This window comes from Edaphosphingomonas fennica (assembly GCF_003034225.1).
GTDB lineage: Bacteria > Pseudomonadota > Alphaproteobacteria > Sphingomonadales > Sphingomonadaceae > Sphingomonas_E > Sphingomonas_E fennica.
In genome coordinates this window covers 35,593-55,762 of sequence record NZ_PHHF01000082.1, presented here as the reverse complement: position 1 = coordinate 55,762, position 20,170 = coordinate 35,593, and the positions used below count along the sequence as shown (strand labels likewise).

Here is a 20,170-nt window from a genome sequence, read left to right as displayed (position 1 = left end):
CCTATTCCTCCTGCATCGCGGCCAAAGCGGGGCCGTCCAGCCGCCACGGCTCCCAGCCGGTGGAATGGTAGCCGCCGATGCTGCGGTAGAAGCGCTTGGCATCCTCGTTCCAGTCGAGCACCGCCCAGTCGATCCGCGCGCAATCGCGCTTGCGGGCCTCCTCCGCCAGCCCGCGGAACAGGGCGCGGGCGATGCCGGCGCGCCGCGCCTCGGGATCGACGAACAGATCCTCCAGATAGAGGCCGTGCCGGCCCGTCCAGGTCGAGAAATTGAGGAACCAGAGCGCCAGCCCCACAGGCCGGCCATCCATCTCCGCGATCAGCGCGAAGACCTGCGGGCCGGGGCCGAACAGCCGGTCCGCCAGCATCTCCTCCGTCGCCCGCACGGCATCGGGCTGGCGCTCATAAGCGGCGAGCGCGCGGATCATGCGGAGAATCTCGCCGACGTCGGCGGGTGCGGCGGGGCGGACGGTAACGGTCATTGGGCTCCTTCCAGATTGCCCATCGGCACGGGCTTGCGGCGGGCGGCCAGCAGGCAGCCACCCGCGATCAGCATCGCGCCGGCGATGGTGAAGGCGCCGACATGCTCGCCGAAGACGAGATAGCCGAGGATGCTCGCCCAGATGAAGGCGGTATATTCCACGGGCGCGAGATAGCTCGCCTCCGCCCGGCGATAAGCCCAGGTGAGCAGGAACAGCGATATGGTGGCAAGCAGCGCCGCCCCCGCCAGCGCCGGCAGGTGGACCGCATCGGGCACCACCGCCAGCCATGGGGCCGCCAGCGCCAGGAACAGGCCGACCATGATATTCTGGTAGAAGGCGACCTCGCGCCCGTCCGCCACCAGCGCCTGCCGCCGCATCAGGATGATGTTGTAGGCATAGCAGACGGCGGAAAAGAGGATGGAGATCGCGCCCAGCAGCGCCTCTTCCCCCAGCTCCGCCCGCGCCTGGCCGGCGAGAATGGTGGCGACGCCCGCCAGCGCGATCAGCGAGGCGAGGATGGCGCTGCGGTCGATCCGCTCCTTCAGCAGCCATGCGGCCAGGAACAAGGCAATCAGCGGCGCGATGAAGGTGAGCGCCACCGCCTGCGCCATCGGCACCCGCGCCAGCCCCCAGAAGAAGGTGACCGCCATCACCGTCGCCACCGCGCCCCGCCGCACATGGATGGCCAGCACCGGGGCCGCGGGCCAACCCGGCCGGCGGCGGAAATGGGGTATCGCGGCGATGGCGGCGCCCGCGAAGGAGCGCCACAGCAACGTGTTGTAGGTGCCGATTTCCAGGGTGAGCCCCTTCATCAGCGCATCCATGCAGGAAAATACGGCGATCCCGGCCATCGCCACCGCAAAGGCGATGGCGGGCGGCGTGTGGCGGCTCATGCCGGTCCGGTCACCAAGAATGAACGCCTCCCCTGCTCACCACCCAACGAAAGCCACGCCCCACGCTGGGGCGGATCGACGCCCGCTACACGCCATCCGCATCTGATCCAGGGACTGCCGCTTTCGGAGCCGGCGGATGCTATTCCGCCGCCTCGCTGGCCTCCGCCGCTGCATTGGCGGCCTCGATCTCGGCCGCCTTGGCCTCCACCAGCCGCACGATATGCTCGATCATGTCGGCATCCTCGACATGATGGTCGGTGACGCCGGAAAGGTAGACCATGTGCCGGCCGTTCCCGCCGCCGGTGATGCCGATATCGGTTTCCCGCGCCTCGCCGGGGCCGTTGACCACGCAGCCCAGCACCGAAAGCGACATCGGCGTGGCGATATGCTTCAGCCGTTCCTCCAGCTTCTCCACGGTGCGGATCACGTCGAAGCCCTGCCGCGCGCAGGACGGGCAGGATACGACGCGCACGCCGCGCGTGCGGATGCCCAGCGACTTCAATATCTCGTAGCCGACGCGCACTTCCTCTTCCGGCTCGGCCGAAAGCGAGACGCGGATCGTGTCGCCGATGCCGGCCCAGAGCAGGTTGCCGATGCCGATCGCCGATTTCACCGTGCCGCCGATCAGCCCGCCAGCTTCGGTGATGCCCAGATGCAGCGGGCAATCCACCGCTTCGGCAAGCTGCATATAGGCCGCGACGGCGAGGAACACGTCCGACGCCTTGACCGCCACCTTATATTCGTGGAAATCGTGATCCTGCAGCAGCTTGATATGATCGAGCGCGCTTTCCACCAGCGCTTCCGGGCACGGCTCCCCATATTTTTCGAGGAGGTCCTTCTCCAGGCTGCCGGCGTTCACGCCGATGCGGATCGCGCAGCCATTGGCCTTGGCGGCGCGCACCACCTCGGCTACGCGCTCGGACGATCCGATATTGCCGGGATTGATGCGCAGGCACGCCGCCCCCGCATCCGCCGCCTCCAGCGCGCGCTTATAGTGGAAATGGATGTCGGCGACGATCGGCACGCGGGCCGCGCGCACGATCTGGCGGAAGGCCGTCGTCGATTCGACATCGGGGCAGGATACGCGGATGATGTCCGCGCCGGCTTCCTCGCAGCGGCGGATCTGATCGATCGTCGCCCCGGCATCGCTGGTCGGCGTGTTGGTCATCGTCTGGACCGTGACGGGGGCATCGCCCCCCACCGGCACCTTGCCGACCATGATCTGGCGGGATTTTCGGCGCGCGATATCGCGCCATGGGCGAATGGACATGAACCCGTCTATAGCCTCTGGCGTTGACGACTCAAAGACACGACCGGGAGCAGGATCATAACCTTTGGCAAGATTTCACCGCCGCCCCGGCGGCATTATGGCTTGGACTGGCTTCGCATCGCCGCCTTCGTCCTCCTCATCGTCTACCATATCGGCCTGATGCTGTCCCCCTGGGACTGGCATGTGAACGGCGAGGAGCCGGTGGAATGGATCGTCTATGTGCTGGTGGCGATGAACCCGTGGCGGATGATGCTGCTGTTCATCGTATCCGGCTACGCCACCCGCGCCGTGCTGGCGCGCGCGCCTTCGATCCGCGCCTTCGTGCGATCGCGCAGCGCCCGGCTGCTGCTGCCGCTGATCTTCGGCGTCTGCTTCGTCGTGGTGCCCCAGCCCTGGATCGAGCTGCGGCAGAAGCTGGGCTATGCGCAGGGCCTCGGCCATTTCTGGCTGCATGATTATTTCGGCTTCGGCCCGCGCGACTATCACACGCTCGGCCTGTTCCACCTGTGGTTCGTGGCCTATATCTGGGTCTATTGCCTCGTCGTCGCGATCGCGGCCGCGCTGCTGCCCGAAGGCGCGCAGCGCAAGGCGCAGCGCTGGTTCGAACGCGCGCTTTCGGGCTGGCGGCTGGTGGTGGTGCCGGTCGCCTGGCTGCTGATCGTCCGCTTCCTGCTGATGCCGGGGGCGAGCCCCACCAACCATGTCGCCACCGACCTGCCCGGCCATCTCATCTACCTGCCCGCCTTCCTGTTCGGGTTCGGCCTCGCCCGCGCCGAAGGCATGTGGCCGGATATCCTGCGCCAGTGGCGCCCGGCGCTGGCGATGATGATCGTGGGCTATGCCCTGCTGCTATGGCGGATGGCGGGCAATCCGGGGATGGACTGGCTGAAGCCGATGCATCAGGCGGAGCTTGGCCCGGCATCGCTGATGGGCTGGGGGGCGATCCTGCTGCTGCTGGGCGGGGCCGAACGCTGGTGGAACCGCGACCATCGCTGGCGCGCGACGCTGACGGAGGCGGTGTTTCCCGTCTATCTCGTCCACCAGACGCTGATCGTGACGATCGGCTGGTGGCTGATCCGCCATAATCTGGGCGCGGGCGTGGAATTCCTGATCCTGATCCTCGGCACGGCGGCGGGCTGCTGGGCCTTTTACGAGGCCGGCCGCCGGATCGGCTGGCTGCGGCCGCTGATCGGCCTTTCCCGTCGCCAGGCGCGGCCCGCCGGTGTAGAGCGCCCGGCACCACCCGCCAGGAGCACGACATGACCGCCGCCGCCGATACCCCCCCCTGGACCATCGTCATCCACGGCGGATCGGGATCGATGCGGCGCGGCGTGCTTTCGGATGCGGACGATGCCGGCGGCCGCGCCGGGCTGAAGGCCGCGATCGACGCCGCCACGGCGATCCTTTCCGCCGGCGGCCCCGCGCTCGATGCGGTGGAGGCGGCGATCCGCGTCCTGGAGGACGATCCCCATTTCAACGCCGGCCGCGGATCGGTGTTCACGGCCGAGGGCCGGATCGAATGCGACGCCGCGATCATGGACGGCGCGACGCTGGCGGCCGGCGCGGTGGCCGGCGTGCGCGCCACCCGCAACCCGATCACGCTGGCCCGCGCGGTGATGGAGCGCAGCAGCCATGTGTTCCTGGCCGGTGCCGGGGCGGACGGCTTCGCCCGCGCGCAGGACATCGAATCCGCCCCGCCCGAATGGTTCGAGACGGCCGAGCGCCGCCGCCAGCTGGACGAGATTCTCGCCGATCCCGACGCGCCGTTCGATTCGGCGATGAAATATGGCACCGTCGGCGCGGTCGCGCTCGACACCCGCGGCCATGTCGCCGCCGCCACCTCGACGGGCGGGCTGACCGGCAAGAAATGGGGCCGGGTGGGCGATTCCCCGCTGATCGGCGCCGGCACCTATGCCGACGATCGCGCCTGCGCGGTTTCCTGCACCGGGGCGGGCGAATATTTCATCCGCCTGGGCGTGGCGCACGAGATCACCGCGCGCGTGCGCCTGGCCGGCGAGACGATCGAGGATGCCGCCGACGGCATGATCGCGGAGTTGACCGAGATGGGCGGCAAGGGCGGCGTGATCGTGGTTTCCGCCGACGGATCGGGCGGCTGGGCGTTCAACACGCCGGGCATGTATCGCGCCATGGCGACCCACGACGCACCGCCGGAAATCGCCATCTACGGGGACGAATAAGCCGGATTGCGCTGCCTTTCAGGGCGGCGCTCTACAGCCCCGCCAGCACCTCGCCCACCAGGTCCGCTTCGGCATCGTCATTATAGGCATGGAAGGACAGGCGCAGCACCGCGCCGCGCCGGTCGAACCGGCAGCCGGCGGCCGCCAGCGCCGCCTCCGCCGCACCATCGGCCCTGATGCAGAGCGTGCCGCCGAAGCCCCGCCGATCGGCCGGGAACCAGCGGTCGCCCGCCCGGTTCGCCACCCGCGCGGTGAGCCGGCGGTTGTGGGCGAAGATCTGCGGCACGCCGATGCCGGCGACGGTGGCGATGCCGCCCGCCGCCAGCGCGAAGGGCGCGATCGAAGGCGTGCCGCCCCAGAAGCGGCGGGCATCGGGGGCATAGCGGAAATCGCGTATGTCGAAGGCGAAGGGATCGGCATGGCTGAACCAGCCCACGTCCAACGGCTGCGCCCGCGCGGTGAAGGCGGCATCCGCCCACAGCCAGCCCGCGCCCGGCCCGCCGCACAGCCATTTGAGGCAGGAACCGACCGCCGCGTCGACGCCCCAGCTCGGCATGTCGATCGGCACCACGCCGGCCGATTGCGCGACATCGACGATGGAGGCCGCACCGGCGCCCCGCGCCAGCGCGGCGATTTCCGCCACGGGCGCCACCGCGCCGCTATTGGAATGGACATGCATCGGCACGACCGCCGCCACGCCGGGATGGATCGCCGCCGCCCAGCTGGCCGCGTCGGCGGGATCGCCGGTCAGCAGCTCCAGCCGGTAGCCCAAGGGGGCGAGCGCCGCCATCGCATAGCCGATCGAGGGGAAGCTCTGCTCCGACGCCAGCAATATATCCCGCCCCGGCTCGCGCGGCATGGCGGAAAGCAGGCGGAACAGCGCGCCCGAAACATTGGCCTGCGGGCAATATTCGGCCGGCACGCCGCCCAGCAGCCCCGCCAGCCCCATGCGGAACTCGTCGATTGCGCCCAGCCAGTCGTCCCACGCGCCCGCGCCCTGCGTGGCCCAGGGCTGGAGCACCGCCGTCTCGATCCGCGATCGCGCGGCGTGGGGCAGCGCGCCGGCCGAATGGGCGAGCAGGTAAGGCCCGCCTTCCGGCACGTCGAACAGGGCGCGCCAGGGCGTCATGCGGCGGCACCAGCGGAAAGGCTGTCGCGCACCCGGCCATAATCGCCGCCCCAGGCATCGGTCATCGCCACGCGCACGTCCCAAAGCTCGGGGAAGAAGCGATGCTTCGCCCCCGCCTGCAACAGATCGACGGAACGCCCCTTCAGCGATGCCGATCCCATGCCGATCGAACGGTGGATCAGGAAAAGGTGGTGCCAGCGGAACTTGCCGAACAATTCGTCGAACTCGATCAGCGCCTCGGCCACCGCATAGGCCGCGTCATGGGCATAATCCTGGTCGTAGATCGACCGCACCGTCCGCCCCTCGGGCGTGAGATAATGGCTGACGAAACTGGTCCACAGATGCGGCGGCATTTTCAGAAGCGTGCGGAAACCCGGCGATTCCTGCCCGCTGCCATTGCCGAGCTGCAGGCGAATCTGCTGATATTCCTTGGGCGACATGGTTTCGAGCAGGTCGAGCTGCGCCGTCATCAACCGGAGCAGGCGGTGGCAGCGGCCCATCAGGGTCAGCACCCGATGGGTGTCGCGCGCCAGCAGATAATCGTCGACGTCGAGCAGCGTGTAGGCGATCAGCTTCATCCACAGCTCCTCGACCTGGTGGACGATCTGGAACTGAAGCTCGTCGCGGTTGACGAATTCGTCAAACCCCTTCTGGCAGCCGAGCAGCGAGCCGGTATCGAGATAGAGCTCGTAATCGAGCGCGGGGGGAGCGCTCATCATCGCGTAAAAAGCCTGCCGGTCCATCGCATCCTCTGGGTTCATGTCGAACCGCCAGACTAGCAGCGGGGCCACGGAACATTGTTCGGGAAGGATGGGTCGGGCAGCGGGATTCTCGGCAGTCGTCCTTCCGATTGCCGATATGCAGGCTATTCGTGCTACGATCCGGCACCACCGGAGATCATATGGACCGCATCGACCATCAACTGCTCGCCCTGCTGGAAGCCGATGCCCGGCTTTCCTTCGCCGATCTCGCCGAACGCACCGGCCTTACCAAGACGCCCTGCTGGAAGCGGGTGCAGGCGCTGGAGCAGGCCGGCGCGATCCGGGGCTATCGGGCGGCGATCGATCCGGCGGCGCTCGGCCTCGCCACCAGCGCCTTCGTGCGCGTCATCGTCGCCTTCGACCGGCATGACGCGTTCGAGGCGGCGGTGATCCGCCATCCCATGATCCTCGCCTGCCATGCCACGGTCGGCGAAACGGATTATCTGCTGCACGTGCTGGCCCGCGATCTCGCCGCGCTCGACGATTTCCTGCGCGGTCAGCTCTGGCGGCTGCCGGGGGTGGAGCGCTTCACCACCACCATCGCCACGCGGGAGATCAAGGCCGCCGGATCGATCACGGCCTGCGCCGTTGAGACGCCGACGCTCTAGCCGCCCCGAAAGGGGGAGGACGGCCGGTCAGCCCGGATTTTCGATAAGCGGGCGCAGCACCAGCATGCCGGGCAAGGTGCTGAGCACGCCCATCAGCAGCGATATCAGGATGTCGGTCGTCACCGCATGCACCCAGCCGGCGACAGCCGCGAACAAGGCGGCGATCAGCAGCAGGGCGACGGTGCCCGGCGCCGGCATGAAGCGCGGGCGGGATGCCGCCGCCGGGCGCGCCAGCACGGCCGTGCGGGCCGGCGCCATGGGCGGCAAGGCGGTCGATCGCGCCCAGGCGCTGCGCACGCGGCGGTCGGCGATCGACGGGCGCGTGCGACGGCCGGGCGCGGGATGGGGGATGGCGGTTCCGGTCCGCCGCGAACGGAGGGCGGGCATGGCCATCATGCCGCTTCCATCATGAGGACGATATCCGCCTGCGTCACCGCAAGAGCCGGCCGGCCGGCGAGGCCCGCGATCACCTGGGCGATCTGCGTTTCGGAAAGATCGCCGCCGTTCAGCACCGCCAGCACTTCCGCCACGGCATAGCCCAAAGTGAACAGGAAGGCGGCGCGGCGCAGCCGTTCGAGATCGGCATTGGCGAGCGCGTGGGGAGAGCGCAGGCCCAGCCCCGCCGTCACCAGCCGGGCGAGGCGCGGCATCGCCGCCAGCCGGTGGAGGAGGCGCGCGCCGGGCATCCGCGCATCGCGCACGCCGATGGCGATCGCCCGCAAATGGGTCTGGGAAAGCCGGCCGCGCACGGATGCGCCCTCTGCCGGGCTCGCGACGGCGCGGCCCGCATGGTCCGACAGGGATGTGACGTTCATCGAAAGGCTCCAGGCCGCCGGGCGTTCGCGGCGACCTTCGTCGCGCACCGCCTCGGGGCATTTCACCGGCCCATATAGATCGGCGAAACGATCATTCAAACTGAGGTAATTGTGACACTACCCATCTGCAAACCAGATGGATCAGGCCTGTTCGGCAATCCCCTGCTTCAGCCGCTCGATCAGCCAGCGCGCGGCGATGCCGGGAGGGCGGCTGAACTGCTGGACCAGATAGACGCGCAGCGAGAAATCGGGGATGCCATGGAGGTGCAGCCGCTTCAGCGTGCCTTCGGCCAGCGGCGCGGCCACGAAGTGCGCGGGCATGTGGCTCCAGCCGAAGCCCGCGATCAGGAAGGCCAGCCGCGTGCGCAGGTCGGCCACCCGCCAGATTCTCGGGCTGATCACGCCGCGGGTCCAGCCGCTCTGCCCGCTGCCGCTGGTCAGCACGATCTGGGTGAACTGCTCCAGATCCTCCCGCCCCACCGGCTCGGGCAGCGCCGCCAGCGGATGCCGGGCGGAGACGACCGGCACCATCTCCACATCCATCAGGAAATCGGCGTGCAGATCGGTCGCGCCCGTGGTCTCCAGCGCATAGATCGCCATCTGCACCGCCCCGCTGCGCAGATGGCGTTCCGGCCCGCCGATGCTTTCGGTCAGCACGGTCATCGGGATGGTCGGGAACTGCCGTTCGAACGCGGCAAGGCAGTCCATCGCGATCGCCGGCGGGAACAGGGGATCGATCGCCAGCCCCAGCTCGGGCTCCAGCCCCTCCGCCATCCGCCGCGTCCTGACCCGGAGCGCATCGGCGAGATTGATGATCCGCCGCGCGTCGATCAGGATCGACCGGCCGGCTTCCGTCATCTGCTGGATGCGGGTGGCGCGGTCGAACAGGGCCACGCCCAGCGCGTCCTCCAGCGATCGCACGCTCTGGCTGATCGCCGATTGCGCGCGCATCAGCTTGCGCGATGCGGCCGAGAAGCTGCCGGCATCGGCGATCGCCACGAAGATGCGGAGCTGATCCAGGGTGAGCTGATCGAGCATCGCGCGGCAGGCTATCCCAATTCCGCCGCCGGCGGAATCGGCCTTGTCCCGGCCGCACCCCAAAAAGCGTCGCGGCGGGATCGTTCGGCCCCGCCGCCGGTTGAACCGCGCGGCCCCGCAATGGCATATCCGTTTCGGCGGCGGCACCCCTTGTGTTGCAAAATAGCCACACCATATCGCCCGGCGAAAGGGAGGGACCATGAACCTCGAAAAATTCACCGATCGCGCCAAAGGCTTCCTGCAATCGGCGCAGACCGTGGCGATCCGCCTCAACCACCAGCAGATCACCCCCGAACATATATTGAAGGCCCTGTTGGAGGATGAGCAAGGCATGGCCGCGGGGCTGATCCGCGCCGCCGGCGGCCAGCCCGAAACCGCGATGCGCGAAACCGATGCCGCGCTCGCCCGGATTCCCGCCGTATCGGGCAGCGGCGCCCAGGCCACGCCGGGCCTGACCAACGACGCCGTCCGCGTGCTCGACCAGGCCGAGCAGATCGCGACCAAGGCGGGCGACAGCTTCGTCACCGTCGAGCGCCTGCTGCTCGCCCTCGCCCTTTCCAGCACCGCTGCCGGCAAGGCGCTGGCGGCGGCCGGCGTGCACGCCGACAGCCTGAACCAGGCGATCAACCAGCTCCGCAAGGGCCGCACCGCCGACACCGCCGGCGCCGAGGACCGTTACGACGCGCTCAAGAAGTTCGCGCGCGACCTCACCGAGGCGGCGCGCGACGGCAAGCTCGATCCGGTCATCGGCCGCGATGAGGAGATTCGCCGCACCATCCAGATCCTCGCCCGCCGCACCAAGAACAATCCGGTGCTGATCGGCGAGCCCGGCGTGGGCAAGACCGCCATCGCCGAGGGGCTGGCGCTGCGCATCGCCAATGGCGACGTGCCCGATACGCTGAAGGATCGCACGCTGATGGCGCTCGACATGGGATCGCTGATCGCGGGCGCCAAATATCGCGGCGAGTTCGAGGAGCGCCTCAAGGGCGTGCTCGACGAGGTGAAGCAGGCCGAGGGCGACATCATCCTGTTCATCGACGAGATGCACACGCTGATCGGCGCCGGCAAGTCCGAGGGCGCGATGGATGCCTCCAACCTGCTGAAGCCGGCCCTGGCGCGCGGCGAGCTGCACTGCATCGGCGCCACCACGCTCGACGAATATCGCAAATATGTGGAGAAGGACCCGGCGCTCCAGCGGCGGTTCCAGCCCGTCTTCGTCGGCGAGCCGACGGTGGAGGACACCATCTCCATCCTGCGCGGCCTCAAGGAGAAGTATGAGCTGCACCACGGCGTGCGGATCACCGACGGCGCGCTGGTATCGGCCGCCACCCTCTCCAACCGCTACATCACCGATCGCTTCCTGCCCGACAAGGCGATCGACCTGATGGACGAGGCGGCCAGCCGCCTGCGCATGGAGGTGGAGTCGAAGCCCGAGGAGATCGAGAATCTCGACCGCCGGATCATCCAGCTCAAGATCGAGCGCGAGGCGCTGAAGAAGGAGACCGACCAGGCCTCCAAGGACCGCCTGGGCGCGCTCGAATATGATCTCGCCCAGCTCGAGCAGCAATCCGCGGAGCTGACGACGCGCTGGCAGGCCGAGAAGGAGAAGATCCACGCCGAGGCCAAGATCAAGGAACAGCTCGATGCCGCACGCATCGAGCTGGACCAGGCGCAGCGCAGCGGCAACCTCGCGCGAGCCGGCGAGCTCAGCTACGGCGTGATCCCCCAGCTCGAAAAGCAGCTCGGCGAGGCGCAGGCCGCTTCCGAGAGCGCGATGCTGCGCGAGGAGGTGACGAGCGAGGACATCGCCTCGGTCGTCAGCCGCTGGACGGGCATTCCGGTCGACAAGATGCTGGAGGGCGAGCGCGAGAAGCTGCTCCATATGGAGGAGGAGCTGGGCCGGCGCGTGATCGGGCAGCAGGACGCGGTTTCCGCCGTCGCCCGCGCCGTGCGCCGCAGCCGCGCGGGGCTGCAGGACCCGAACCGGCCGCTCGGCTCCTTCCTGTTCCTCGGCCCGACGGGCGTGGGCAAGACAGAGCTGACCAAGGCGCTGGCCGGTTTCCTGTTCGACGACGATTCGGCGATGGTCCGCATCGACATGAGCGAGTTCATGGAGAAGCATTCGGTCGCCCGCCTGATCGGCGCCCCTCCCGGCTATGTCGGCTATGAGGAAGGCGGCGTGCTGACAGAGGCCGTGCGCCGGCGCCCCTATCAGGTGGTGCTGTTCGACGAGGTGGAGAAGGCGCACAACGACGTGTTCAACGTGCTGCTCCAGGTGCTCGACGACGGGCGGCTGACCGACGGCCAGGGCCGCACGGTCGACTTCTCGAACACGCTCATCATCCTCACCTCCAACCTGGGCAGCCAGTTCCTGTCCAGCCTGCCCGATGGCGCGGACGTGGAATCGGTGGAACCGCAGGTGATGGACGTGGTGCGCGCGCACTTCCGCCCGGAATTCCTGAACCGGCTGGACGAAATCATCCTGTTCCACCGGCTGGGCCAGGAGCATATGGGCCCGATCGTCGACATCCAGGTCGCGCGCGTCCAGAAGCTGCTGAAGGACCGCAAGATCGCGCTCTCGCTCACCGATGCGGCGCGCGCCTGGCTGGGCCGGGTCGGCTACGATCCGGTCTATGGCGCCCGGCCGCTGAAGCGGGCGGTGCAGAAATATCTGCAGGACCCGCTGGCCGACGCGATCCTGAAAGGCGAAATCCGCGACGGATCGCTCGTCACCATCGACGAGGGCGATGGCGCCCTGGTGCTGAAGACGGGCTGAGCGGCATGGGAGGCGGGTTCACACGGACCCGCCTCTTTTCATGTCGCGATCACATCCCGCCCCGTTCGCGGGCCGGATTGCGGCTGCTGGCATCGGCGAGCGCGAAATAGCGGCAGAGCAAATCCCGCTCGGCCGGGCTGATGAATGGATTCCATACGTCGAAGATCAGCACGGCGCGCAGCTGATCGCTGTCGTTCCAGGCCTCATGCTCGATCGTATCGTCGAACGCAAAAGCCTCGCCGACCCGCCAGCTCCGCGTTTCCCCGCCGACCCGGAAACCGCACCCTTCGGGCACGATCAGCGGCAGATGGATGATCGTGCGGGTGTTGGTGACGCCCGTATGCGCCGGAATCCGGGTATGGGGCCGCAGGATGGAGAAGAAGACGGTGGGCCCGCGGCCGGGTATCTCGGCCCGGGGAATGGCCTCCAGCACCTTCACCGTGCGGGGACACAGGGCATGCGCCTCCGCATTGGCGACGCCATATTCCCAAAGGAAATAAGCGCTCCAGTCGAGCGAGTTGTCGAGCGGGGTCCACTTATTCTCCGGCGTGCCCCGGTCCATCGCGACATAGGGCCGCATCGGCTGCGACCGGGCGAGCAGCGCCTCGAATTCGGTTCGGATGGTTTCGGTATTGGCCTCCAGCTCAGCAAGCCAGGGGAAATGATCCCGATCGAAGAATTCGTAGGCCGGCAGGAAGGGATAATGCACGCCGGAGCATTCATTCCGGTAGATCCGGCGGCGGCCGAAGGCGTTGTCGAGGCAGGCATCGAAGCGCCGCAGCGCCGCTGGCGGGACGTCCGCCCGCGCATCGGCCATGCCCTGCTCGACCTCCTCGGCGAAGGCCTGCGTCTGCTCCGCAACGAAAGCGTGCGCATGCGCCAGCACATCGACGAGCGCCGGCGGCACGGGATCGAGGCCGGCACTGAGGCTGAGCACCGCCTGCCACGCCTCGACCGCATGCGCCGTCTCGCCAAGGCGCTCGTGCAATTCCGCGCTTCGCAGCCGACCCATGAAATGGCGCTGATCGATGGCGAATACACGATCCAGGCTCTGGCGTTCGCCCGCAGCATCACCCTGCTCGCGCTGGGCCCGCGCCAGATTCATCCAGAGGGCGGGCTCTGTCGGATCGGCCTCTGCGGCGCGGCGGAAATGGCTTGCCGCATCGGTAAAGTCCCGCGCCGCCAGCGCCGCCATTCCCCTGGCGTTGTTGGCGTGCGGATTATCGGGATCGATCGCCAATATGGCATCGATCAGACGGCGTTCCTCGGCTTGGTTCCCCTGTTGACGCGCACTCGCAACCGCCTGCAGCAGGCGGCCTACTCGTTCATCCTGATGTTTCATCGTCCCCCACGGACACGCCCCTCTGGCAAGGCGGAATTGACCCTGATGTAAGGAGTAATGAGATGGCGGGAGCGGCGCAAGCGGCCTCGCCGGCTTGTGGCGTCGATGCGCAATGTGCGATCAGTCTGCGCGTGACCGACAAGCAGATATCAGCGCTCGATGTGGTTCGCGACGCCGAATGGCTCCCCCACCGCTATGATCCCCAATATGATGCCGTCCATTTCCGGCACACGCCGCGCGACGAGCATGAGCGGGCAACCTTCCTGACCGACGACTATCTGGCACAGGAGGCGCCCAAGCTGGTGCTGCGCCGGGACGAAGCGGCCGGGGCCGCACCGGCGGAGGCCCCGATCCACTATATCTTCCATTCGGCCTTCTGCTGTTCGACCCTGCTGGCCCGGGTGTTCGAGCGGCCCGGTTACGCGATGGGGCTGAAGGAGCCCGTCCTCCTCAACGACCTGGTGGGCTGGCGCCGCCGAGGCGGCGAGCCGAAGCGGATCGCCATGGCGCTCGACCATGGGCTGCGGCTGCTGGGCCGCCCATTTTCGCCGGGCGAAGCAATCGTCATCAAGCCATCCAACATCGTGAACATTTTGGCGACCGCGATGCTGGGCATGCGCCCCAATTCACGGGCATTGCTGCTCCATGCCCCCCTTCGGACCTTCCTCACTTCGGTCGCGAAGAAAGGAATGGACGGAAGGCTTTGGGTGCGGAGGCTATTGCTCGGCCATATTATGGATGGTTTGAGGCCCTTTGGGTTCACGGAGAATGATTATCTCGGCCAGACCGACCTGCAGGTCGCTGCTGTCGGCTGGCTCACCCAACACGCACTTTTCGCAGATCTAATCGGACGATTTGGACCGGAACGAGTGCGGAGCCTTGATAGCGAAACGCTGATGGCAAGCCCAGCCGAAGCGCTACGCGCGCTTTCCGCATTTTACGGGCTCACCCTTGAGGAAGGGACGATCCATGAGATCGTGGGGCAAGGCGCTTTCACCCGGCATTCGAAAACCGGCAGTGATTATAGCATCGAGGCAAGAGTCGCCGAATATCGGGATGCGACGGCGGCCCATGCAGATGAGATCGACAAAGTTGCCCAATGGGCAGAAGCCATCGCCCGGAGCGCGGGCCATTCTTTAAGGCTCGACGCACCTCTATTGGGCTGAACCATCAAAATTTACGCCGGAACATCGAAGCACGATAGGTAAAAAAAGGGGCGGACCTTTCTGATCCGCCCCCAATTTTCCAGCCAATCGACCGCTTAGAAGCGGAAGCGACCGCTGATGGAGTAAGTGCGGCCCAGGGCATCATAAGTTGCCGGATAGGTGTTGCCGCTATTGTAGGTGGTAGAGCCGATGGTGTTACCCACGATCGGCGGCTGCTTGTCGAACAGATTCGAAATGGTGAACGTCAATTCGAAATTATCGTTCAGCTCGACACGGGACGAAAGATCGAAGTAGTCGTAGGAAGGAATGCGGTTGAAATTCACTTCCTTGCCGTCAAGCGGGCCACCGATCAGCGGGCCGCTGTAACGGGTGCCAAGACCCGGTTCAAACTTGACGCCATCGATATGCCGCCACAGCAGCGACACATCAACGTTTTCAAAGCTCAGAGTTGTACGCTGGTTCCAGTAGAACTCGGGCTGAATCGACAGGCAATTAACGCTGTAATAGCCGACGCAATCGCGATTTTCAGAGCTTTCGGTAGCCTGGAACTTCGAGTGCGCCGTCCAATTGCCGTTCAACGACAGGTTCAGCTTGGCAAAACCAAGATCACGACGATAGTTTACCGCCAGATCGATGCCGTCCGTGGCCAGGCGACCCAGGTTGGACAGCGGCGTCGGCAGACCAGCAACGACTGCAGGGCTGCCGCTGAGCTGGCCGGTGCCCGGATTACGGCGGATCGCAGTACAAACCGGATCGGTGGCGCTTGCCGCGGTGAGGTTGTCGAAGCAGGCCCCCAGAACGTCATCAGGCGTCGGAGTGGTGATCGCACCCTTCACCTTGATGTTATAATAATCGATCGACACGCTCAGGCCCGGCACGAACTCCGGCTGGAACAGCACACCAACAGTATAGCTGTTGGACGTTTCCGGCTTCAGGTTCGGGTTGCCGCCGCCGGTTTGATTGGCTTGGCCAGAGTTAGGCGCCTGAATGCTACCGATCGAACTGGCCGGAGCACCCTGCGCGAGGCAGACCGCTGCCAGGTTCGGATTGCTCAAGGGAGCCGTGCCCATGCAGGGCTCGTTGTCGAGGTTCGTCAGGCCGGTCGTGACGGGCGTGAACAGTTCGGCAATGTTAGGCGCACGAACGGCATGCTGATAGTTGCCGCGGATCTTGAGACCAGCGCCCGGCCCCCACGTACCGCCAAATTTGTAAGTGGTGGTGTTGTAGGATGGGTTGCCCGGAGCGAAGACATTGTAGCTGGAATAACGCACGCCCGTTTCGAAGGTCAGTTCCTCGAAGAACGGCTTGCCCTGGACCAGCGGCGCGATGAGTTCGCCGTAGACGTCATAGCCGCCGTCAATGTTCGGAGCCGCACCGCCGGCGCCACCGAGTTCACCCGCGGTCTGCGCGAGCAGATCAGATTCCTGCGAGGCCTTATACTTGCGGTATTCCGCACCCACGGCGAAGCTGATCGCATCGTCCGCCCAAGGCAGCGCCAGACCGAAATCGCCGTTGATGAGCGCCCGAGCCTGGGCCAGCGACGTCTTGTTGTTGGTGGTGCTGTTCGCCGTCAGGAAAGCCGCCTGCTGGGGCGTGATGCTGCCATTTGCGCCAAAGATGTTCAGCGGCACGCAGCCATTGCTGTCATCAAGGCAGGTCGTGGTATTCGTAGCCGCAAGCGCCTGCTTCACGCGCGAAAGAAGCGCATAGTTCTGGATGGTCTGCAGGTTGGTGCTTTCACCGTACGAACCAGAGACATCGAAAGTGATGCTGTTCGTAATGTTGCCGCGAACGCCAGCGCGATAATCAAACATGGTGGTCTGGTAGTCGCTGATACGCGGCCCGAGTTCGGGCATACGACGAAGCGTTTCGATATCGAGCGTGCGGAACGCAGGATCGTTAGGATCCGTCGCCGATACCGCCGCAGTGCAGTCAGCAGCGCTGATGCCAGCTGCGGTGCAGTATTGATTGCGGACGCCGGCCGGAAGATACGGATTGCTGATCGGAACCGACAGAACTTCGTCGAACACGCCCGACGAAGCAATGATCGTCTTGACGGTATTCTTCGAGAACATACCGCGCGTATAAAGCTCAATGCCGTCAGCCACTTCATAGTTGGCCGCGCCGTACATGTTGAAGCGCTCGAACGGCGTCTGGAACACGTTATACGGATTGAAATTATACTTAGCGTAGACCGGCACCAGCGTTCCGGTCGTGGGATCGATCTGCATCAGGGAGTTGCCGAGAACGAACTCGCCGGGGACAGAAACGTCCGAACCGCCCGCTTTACCGTCCGACGAGCCATACTGCGTGTTCGAGAACTTGCGATCGCCCTGATAGACGGGGTCGGATTGCTGGTAGCCGATGCTGAACACGACGTTACCGCGACCGTCGTCGAGGTTAGCGCCTACGGTGATGTCGGCATGGAAATAATTGCCGTCGCCGTCCTCGGTCATGCGAGTACCCGCCGTGGCTTCGATACCGGAGAAATCCTTCCGGGTCACGAAGTTGACCACGCCCGAGATGGCGTCGGCGCCGTAGGTGGTGGAAGCGCCGCCGGTCAGCATGTCCGTGCGCTCGATGAGCGCCAGCGGGATGTTGTTGAGGTCAACCCGGCCAACGGTGTTGGACGGCGCAATGCGGTTGCCATCGAGCAGGACAATGTTCCGGTTCGATCCCAGACCGCGAAGGTCGACATAGGACGCGCCATTGTTGCCGTTGTTGACGGCGGAGCCGATGTTGGCGACGTCGCCCGGCATGTCGCGCAGGATTTCTTCGGCGACGTTCGACTGGCGGAGACGAACCTCCTCCTGCCCCACAAACGCGACCGGCGCCGAGGAGGTAAGATTCGGATTCTTGATGAGGGTGCCGGTCACGACGATCGTGCCGGTATCTTCCGCCGTGCTGGCGGTGTCATCCTGTGCGAAGGCCGGCGCGGCGACGAGCGCGAGGCCGATGACCCCCGTGCTCAGTGCCGAACGGCCCAGGAATTTCTGCGTTTTGGTCACTATCCAGTCCCTTATTCTGGAGTGTGGTCGGGCCGTGGCGCGGCCCAATGTCCCAACCGTCCGGCAGCCAATGCGCGACAGACGCGCAGCCGACCCCCTCCGGCATGGCTCGGGTGATGCCGGATGGGCTTTACGCTTGTAAAGCTGAGGTTCAGGTAAAATGGCGGTTCGCCATTCGCTGTCGCACAAATGCAACAGTGGCCGAGCAGGCCGGGCCATGGCATTCTAGCTGCTGCGCAATTTATCGGCAATTTGGGGAGGTTTCGATGAAATTTTCGGCAAGCGGATGGGTGGCGGCCACCTGTGTCCTGGCCACACCAGCACTCGTGCTTGCCGCGGAGCAGCGTGAAGGGAGGCCCGAAATCTTCACCAAGTTGATCGAGTGCCGATCGATCGCCGACGCCGCCCAACGGCTCGCCTGCTATGACGAACGGGTGGCCGCCCTCGACACCGCCGAGGCCCAGAGCGACGTCGTCGTGGTCGACAAGGGGCAGGTGCGCAAGGCCAAGCGGACGCTGTTCGGCCTGAGCCTGCCGGCGCTGACCATCTTCGAAGGCAACGACAAGGAGAAGGCGCGCGAGGAGGAGATCAAGGAGATCGAATCGACGATCAAGGAGGCGAGCCCGCTGAAGGGAACGCAGGATCGCTGGGTGATCGTGCTCGAGGATGGCGCCCGCTGGGTGCAGACGGAAGCCAAGCGCATCAACCGCGCGCCCAAGCCGGGCATGCCGGTCAAGATCCGTCAGGCGGCGCTGGGCAGCTATTTCGCCAATATCGACGGGCAGACCGCCATCCGCGTGCGCCGCGAAAATTGAAGCGCGCCGTCACGAACTGGACAAGCCGGGCCGGCCGTGGCGGCATTCCATTCCTGGGTCGCATCTATGACGATGCGGCCCATGGGCGTTGCGGCGGGGAATTATAGCCGCCTAGCCGGCCCCGATCGCCCAAATGTGTGCCGCCGACGGCTCACTGGAATGTCGTCCGGCCGTCATCATCCTCGTCGCGCATGCGGAAGAACTGCATGAACTGGATGAGGAGGTCCGCGCGCTCGGCAATGGTGGGGCTTTCGAGCAGGGCCTGCTTTGCCGCCACGTCGAAGGGCGCGATCTGGGCGATGCCGTTGACCAGCGATTCATCGTCCAGCCGCGCCACCGCGTCCCAATCGACCACATAGCCGCGCGCGGTGGCGAAGCGCTTCGATTCCTGTTCCAGCGCGGCGCGGATCATCAGCTCCAGCGGCTCGCTTTCGGCATCGTCGTCGAAATCGTCGAAGCTCGCCTCGATCTGCCGGAACAGCGTGGGGCGATCGAGCTCCGCCGCCACGCGGAAGCGGCTCTGTCCTTCCAGCACGATGTTGAAGCGGCCATCGTCCAGCGCCTCGACATGGGCGATCCGGCCGACGCAGCCGATGTCGTAGAGCGCGGGCGGGTGCCCTTCCCTTTCGGGCTCGCGCGGCTGGATCATGGCGATCCGGCGATCGCGGGCCAGCGCGTCCTTCACCAGCGCGCGATAGCGCGGCTCGAAGATATGGAGCGGCAGCAGCGCGCGCGGGAACAGCAGGGCGCCCGCCAGCGGGAAGATCGACAGGCGAACCGCCGCGCCCGCCACGGTCATGTGAACAGCACGGCCGAAAGGCGGCGGCGCTGGGCGCTCACCCACGGATCCTCGAGCCCCACCGCCTCGAACAGGTTGAGCAGGCGCGCGCGCGCGGCGCCTTCGTTCCACGTGCGGTCGCGGGCGATGCTTTCGAGGAGGGCATCGGCCGCGCCGTCGCGGTCGCCCGCCGCCATCAACCCGCCGGCCAGCTCATAGCGCGCCTCATGATCGTCCGGATCGGCCGCCGCCCGCGCGCGCAGGCCGCCGAGATCGTCGACCGGCATCGCATCGCGGGCGAGCTGGAGTGCGGCCTTGGCGCGCGCGATGCCGGCATCCCTGGCCTTGTCCTCGGGCACCGTCGCCAGCAGCGCCTCCGCCTCCGCGCCCCGGCCGAGCGCGATCAGCGCCCGCGCCTGGCCGGCGATGACGGACACATCTTCCGGCGCCATTTCGGCGACCTGGTTGAAGATGGAGAGCGCGCGTTCGGCATCGCCCGAATCGAGCACCTCCTCGCCCATCGCCACCAGGGGCGCGATATCCTGCGCCAGCAGATCGTCCGCGCCCTGGACCGGCAGCTGCTTCAATATCTGGTCCAGCATGCCCTTGAGCTGGCTTTCGGTGCGGGCGGGCGTGAGATCGGCGACGAGCTGCCCCTGGAACAGCGCATAGACGGTGGGAATGGACTGGACGCGGAACTGCGCGGCTATCAGCTTGTTGGCGTCGACATCGATCTTGACCAGCTTCACGCCGCGGCCGGCATAATCCTGCGCCACCTTGTCCAGGATGGGGCCGAGCGCCTTGCAGGGGCCGCACCATTCCGCCCAGAAATCGAGGATGACAAGCGCGGTCATCGACGGTTCGATCACGTCCCGCTTGAACGTCTCGATCGCCTCGCGATCCGCGCTGCTCATACCCAAGGTCGCCACCGGCCGCTCCTATTTTCAAGTCCAGGCTGCTTATATCCGAAGCCCCTTATGTGGGCGCGGGAGCGCCGCTGCCAAGCCCCGCAGCGCCTTTGCGGCGCCCATGCAATTTTTCTTCACAACGGGGGTTGCCGACCCGAAAACCCTCCGCTATTAGCCGCGCCTC

At 66.4% G+C, this 20,170-nt stretch carries 18 protein-coding genes and 1 pseudogene; 6 read left to right on the top strand and 13 right to left on the bottom strand.

Going from position 1 to position 20,170, the window contains the following annotated elements:
• Position 1: 1 nt before the first annotated feature.
• From CV103_RS20975 to ispG, 3 genes are all read right to left on the bottom strand, one after another.
• Positions 2–481: a GNAT family N-acetyltransferase gene (locus CV103_RS20975; RefSeq protein ID WP_107396094.1), complete on the bottom strand. Its 480-nt coding sequence runs from the start codon at positions 479–481 to the stop codon at positions 2–4.
• Positions 478–1,374 carry a DMT family transporter gene (locus CV103_RS20970; RefSeq protein WP_107396093.1) on the bottom strand — a complete coding sequence of 299 codons (897 nt, stop codon included), beginning with the start codon at positions 1,372–1,374 and terminating at the stop codon, positions 478–480. The genes CV103_RS20975 and CV103_RS20970 overlap by 4 nt, the downstream gene beginning before the upstream one ends.
• 139 nt (positions 1,375–1,513) lie before the next feature.
• Entirely contained in the window at positions 1,514–2,644 is a 1,131-nt protein-coding gene (ispG, locus tag CV103_RS20965; RefSeq protein WP_015458392.1) for a flavodoxin-dependent (E)-4-hydroxy-3-methylbut-2-enyl-diphosphate synthase, read from the bottom strand.
• A gap of 102 nt (positions 2,645–2,746) precedes the next feature.
• Here ispG and CV103_RS20960 point away from each other — a divergent pair, with 102 nt between their 5' ends.
• On the top strand, positions 2,747–3,907 hold the full coding sequence (locus tag CV103_RS20960) for an acyltransferase family protein (RefSeq protein WP_245896991.1): 1,161 nt from the start codon (positions 2,747–2,749) through the stop codon (positions 3,905–3,907).
• On the top strand, positions 3,904–4,842 hold the full coding sequence (locus CV103_RS20955; protein ID WP_107396092.1) for an isoaspartyl peptidase/L-asparaginase family protein: 939 nt from the start codon (positions 3,904–3,906) through the stop codon (positions 4,840–4,842). The genes CV103_RS20960 and CV103_RS20955 overlap by 4 nt, the downstream gene beginning before the upstream one ends.
• A gap of 31 nt (positions 4,843–4,873) precedes the next feature.
• Here CV103_RS20955 and CV103_RS20950 read toward each other — a convergent pair whose 3' ends face one another.
• Entirely contained in the window at positions 4,874–5,971 is a 1,098-nt protein-coding gene (locus CV103_RS20950) for an aminotransferase class V-fold PLP-dependent enzyme (RefSeq protein ID WP_107396091.1), read from the bottom strand.
• Positions 5,968–6,732, bottom strand: a complete 765-nt coding sequence (locus tag CV103_RS20945; protein ID WP_245896990.1) for a tryptophan 2,3-dioxygenase family protein — start codon at positions 6,730–6,732, stop codon at positions 5,968–5,970. Before CV103_RS20945 ends, CV103_RS20950 begins: the two co-directional genes overlap by 4 nt.
• A gap of 140 nt (positions 6,733–6,872) precedes the next feature.
• Here CV103_RS20945 and CV103_RS20940 point away from each other — a divergent pair, with 140 nt between their 5' ends.
• Positions 6,873–7,340 (top strand): Lrp/AsnC family transcriptional regulator, encoded by a 468-nt coding sequence (locus CV103_RS20940; protein WP_015458397.1) that lies wholly within the window; start codon positions 6,873–6,875, stop codon positions 7,338–7,340.
• 27 nt (positions 7,341–7,367) lie between these two features.
• Here the strand turns inward: CV103_RS20940 and CV103_RS20935 are convergent, their stop codons facing one another.
• The 3 genes from CV103_RS20935 to CV103_RS20925 form a co-directional block, all read right to left on the bottom strand.
• Positions 7,368–7,736: a hypothetical protein gene (locus tag CV103_RS20935; RefSeq protein ID WP_107396089.1), complete on the bottom strand. Its 369-nt coding sequence runs from the start codon at positions 7,734–7,736 to the stop codon at positions 7,368–7,370.
• A complete protein-coding gene (locus CV103_RS20930; protein ID WP_146163465.1) occupies positions 7,733–8,155 on the bottom strand; it encodes a hypothetical protein in 423 nt (140 codons plus the stop codon). Before CV103_RS20930 ends, CV103_RS20935 begins: the two co-directional genes overlap by 4 nt.
• Positions 8,156–8,296: 141 nt before the next feature.
• Complete coding sequence (locus CV103_RS20925; protein ID WP_107396087.1) at positions 8,297–9,193, bottom strand: LysR family transcriptional regulator; 897 nt, start codon at positions 9,191–9,193, stop codon at positions 8,297–8,299.
• 199 nt (positions 9,194–9,392) lie between these two features.
• On the opposite strand from CV103_RS20925, the gene clpB reads away from it, so the two are divergent.
• Positions 9,393–11,969, top strand: coding sequence for an ATP-dependent chaperone ClpB (gene clpB, locus CV103_RS20920; protein ID WP_070934993.1), 2,577 nt, complete (start codon positions 9,393–9,395; stop codon positions 11,967–11,969).
• 49 nt (positions 11,970–12,018) lie between these two features.
• On the opposite strand, the gene CV103_RS20915 is transcribed toward clpB, so the two are convergent.
• Both CV103_RS20915 and CV103_RS23180 read right to left on the bottom strand, forming a co-directional pair.
• Positions 12,019–12,957 carry an aspartyl/asparaginyl beta-hydroxylase domain-containing protein gene (locus tag CV103_RS20915; protein ID WP_342749184.1) on the bottom strand — a complete coding sequence of 313 codons (939 nt, stop codon included), beginning with the start codon at positions 12,955–12,957 and terminating at the stop codon, positions 12,019–12,021.
• A gap of 96 nt (positions 12,958–13,053) precedes the next feature.
• Positions 13,054–13,164: pseudogene (locus CV103_RS23180) on the bottom strand (tetratricopeptide repeat protein); the annotation flags it as partial.
• A 209-nt stretch (positions 13,165–13,373) separates the two neighbouring features.
• On the opposite strand from CV103_RS23180, the gene CV103_RS20910 reads away from it, so the two are divergent.
• The gene (locus CV103_RS20910) at positions 13,374–14,477 is read left to right on the top strand and encodes a hypothetical protein (protein ID WP_107396085.1); all 1,104 of its coding nucleotides are present in this window, start codon (positions 13,374–13,376) and stop codon (positions 14,475–14,477) included.
• 95 nt (positions 14,478–14,572) lie between these two features.
• Here CV103_RS20910 and CV103_RS20905 read toward each other — a convergent pair whose 3' ends face one another.
• On the bottom strand, positions 14,573–17,488 hold the full coding sequence (locus CV103_RS20905; RefSeq protein ID WP_107396103.1) for a TonB-dependent receptor domain-containing protein: 2,916 nt from the start codon (positions 17,486–17,488) through the stop codon (positions 14,573–14,575).
• 263 nt (positions 17,489–17,751) lie between these two features.
• Here CV103_RS20905 and CV103_RS20900 point away from each other — a divergent pair, with 263 nt between their 5' ends.
• Entirely contained in the window at positions 17,752–18,300 is a 549-nt protein-coding gene (locus tag CV103_RS20900) for a hypothetical protein (RefSeq protein WP_107396084.1), read from the top strand.
• A 151-nt stretch (positions 18,301–18,451) separates the two neighbouring features.
• On the opposite strand, the gene CV103_RS20895 is transcribed toward CV103_RS20900, so the two are convergent.
• Positions 18,452–19,099, bottom strand: a complete 648-nt coding sequence (locus CV103_RS20895) for an LON peptidase substrate-binding domain-containing protein (protein WP_107396083.1) — start codon at positions 19,097–19,099, stop codon at positions 18,452–18,454.
• Positions 19,096–19,992 (bottom strand): tetratricopeptide repeat protein, encoded by an 897-nt coding sequence (locus tag CV103_RS20890; protein WP_107396082.1) that lies wholly within the window; start codon positions 19,990–19,992, stop codon positions 19,096–19,098. Before CV103_RS20890 ends, CV103_RS20895 begins: the two co-directional genes overlap by 4 nt.
• Positions 19,993–20,170: the final 178 nt, after the last annotated feature.

Excerpts from the sequence above, each read along its gene's own strand:
- CV103_RS20975 (WP_107396094.1), bottom strand. The coding sequence starts at position 481 with ATGACCGTTACCGTCCGCCCCGCCGCACCCGCCGACGTCGGCGAGATT.
- CV103_RS20925 (WP_107396087.1), bottom strand. The coding sequence starts at position 9,193 with ATGCTCGATCAGCTCACCCTGGATCAGCTCCGCATCTTCGTGGCGATC.
- CV103_RS20895 (WP_107396083.1), bottom strand. The coding sequence starts at position 19,099 with ATGACCGTGGCGGGCGCGGCGGTTCGCCTGTCGATCTTCCCGCTGGCG.
- CV103_RS20910 (WP_107396085.1), top strand. The coding sequence starts at position 13,374 with ATGGCGGGAGCGGCGCAAGCGGCCTCGCCGGCTTGTGGCGTCGATGCG.
- CV103_RS20900 (WP_107396084.1), top strand. The coding sequence starts at position 17,752 with ATGAAATTTTCGGCAAGCGGATGGGTGGCGGCCACCTGTGTCCTGGCC.
- CV103_RS20945 (WP_245896990.1), bottom strand. The coding sequence starts at position 6,732 with ATGAACCCAGAGGATGCGATGGACCGGCAGGCTTTTTACGCGATGATG.
- CV103_RS20930 (WP_146163465.1), bottom strand. The coding sequence starts at position 8,155 with ATGAACGTCACATCCCTGTCGGACCATGCGGGCCGCGCCGTCGCGAGC.
- CV103_RS20970 (WP_107396093.1), bottom strand. The coding sequence starts at position 1,374 with ATGAGCCGCCACACGCCGCCCGCCATCGCCTTTGCGGTGGCGATGGCC.
- CV103_RS20935 (WP_107396089.1), bottom strand. The coding sequence starts at position 7,736 with ATGATGGCCATGCCCGCCCTCCGTTCGCGGCGGACCGGAACCGCCATC.
- ispG (WP_015458392.1), bottom strand. The coding sequence starts at position 2,644 with ATGTCCATTCGCCCATGGCGCGATATCGCGCGCCGAAAATCCCGCCAG.
- CV103_RS20890 (WP_107396082.1), bottom strand. The coding sequence starts at position 19,992 with ATGAGCAGCGCGGATCGCGAGGCGATCGAGACGTTCAAGCGGGACGTG.
- CV103_RS20950 (WP_107396091.1), bottom strand. The coding sequence starts at position 5,971 with ATGACGCCCTGGCGCGCCCTGTTCGACGTGCCGGAAGGCGGGCCTTAC.
- clpB (WP_070934993.1), top strand. The coding sequence starts at position 9,393 with ATGAACCTCGAAAAATTCACCGATCGCGCCAAAGGCTTCCTGCAATCG.
- CV103_RS20940 (WP_015458397.1), top strand. The coding sequence starts at position 6,873 with ATGGACCGCATCGACCATCAACTGCTCGCCCTGCTGGAAGCCGATGCC.
- CV103_RS20955 (WP_107396092.1), top strand. The coding sequence starts at position 3,904 with ATGACCGCCGCCGCCGATACCCCCCCCTGGACCATCGTCATCCACGGC.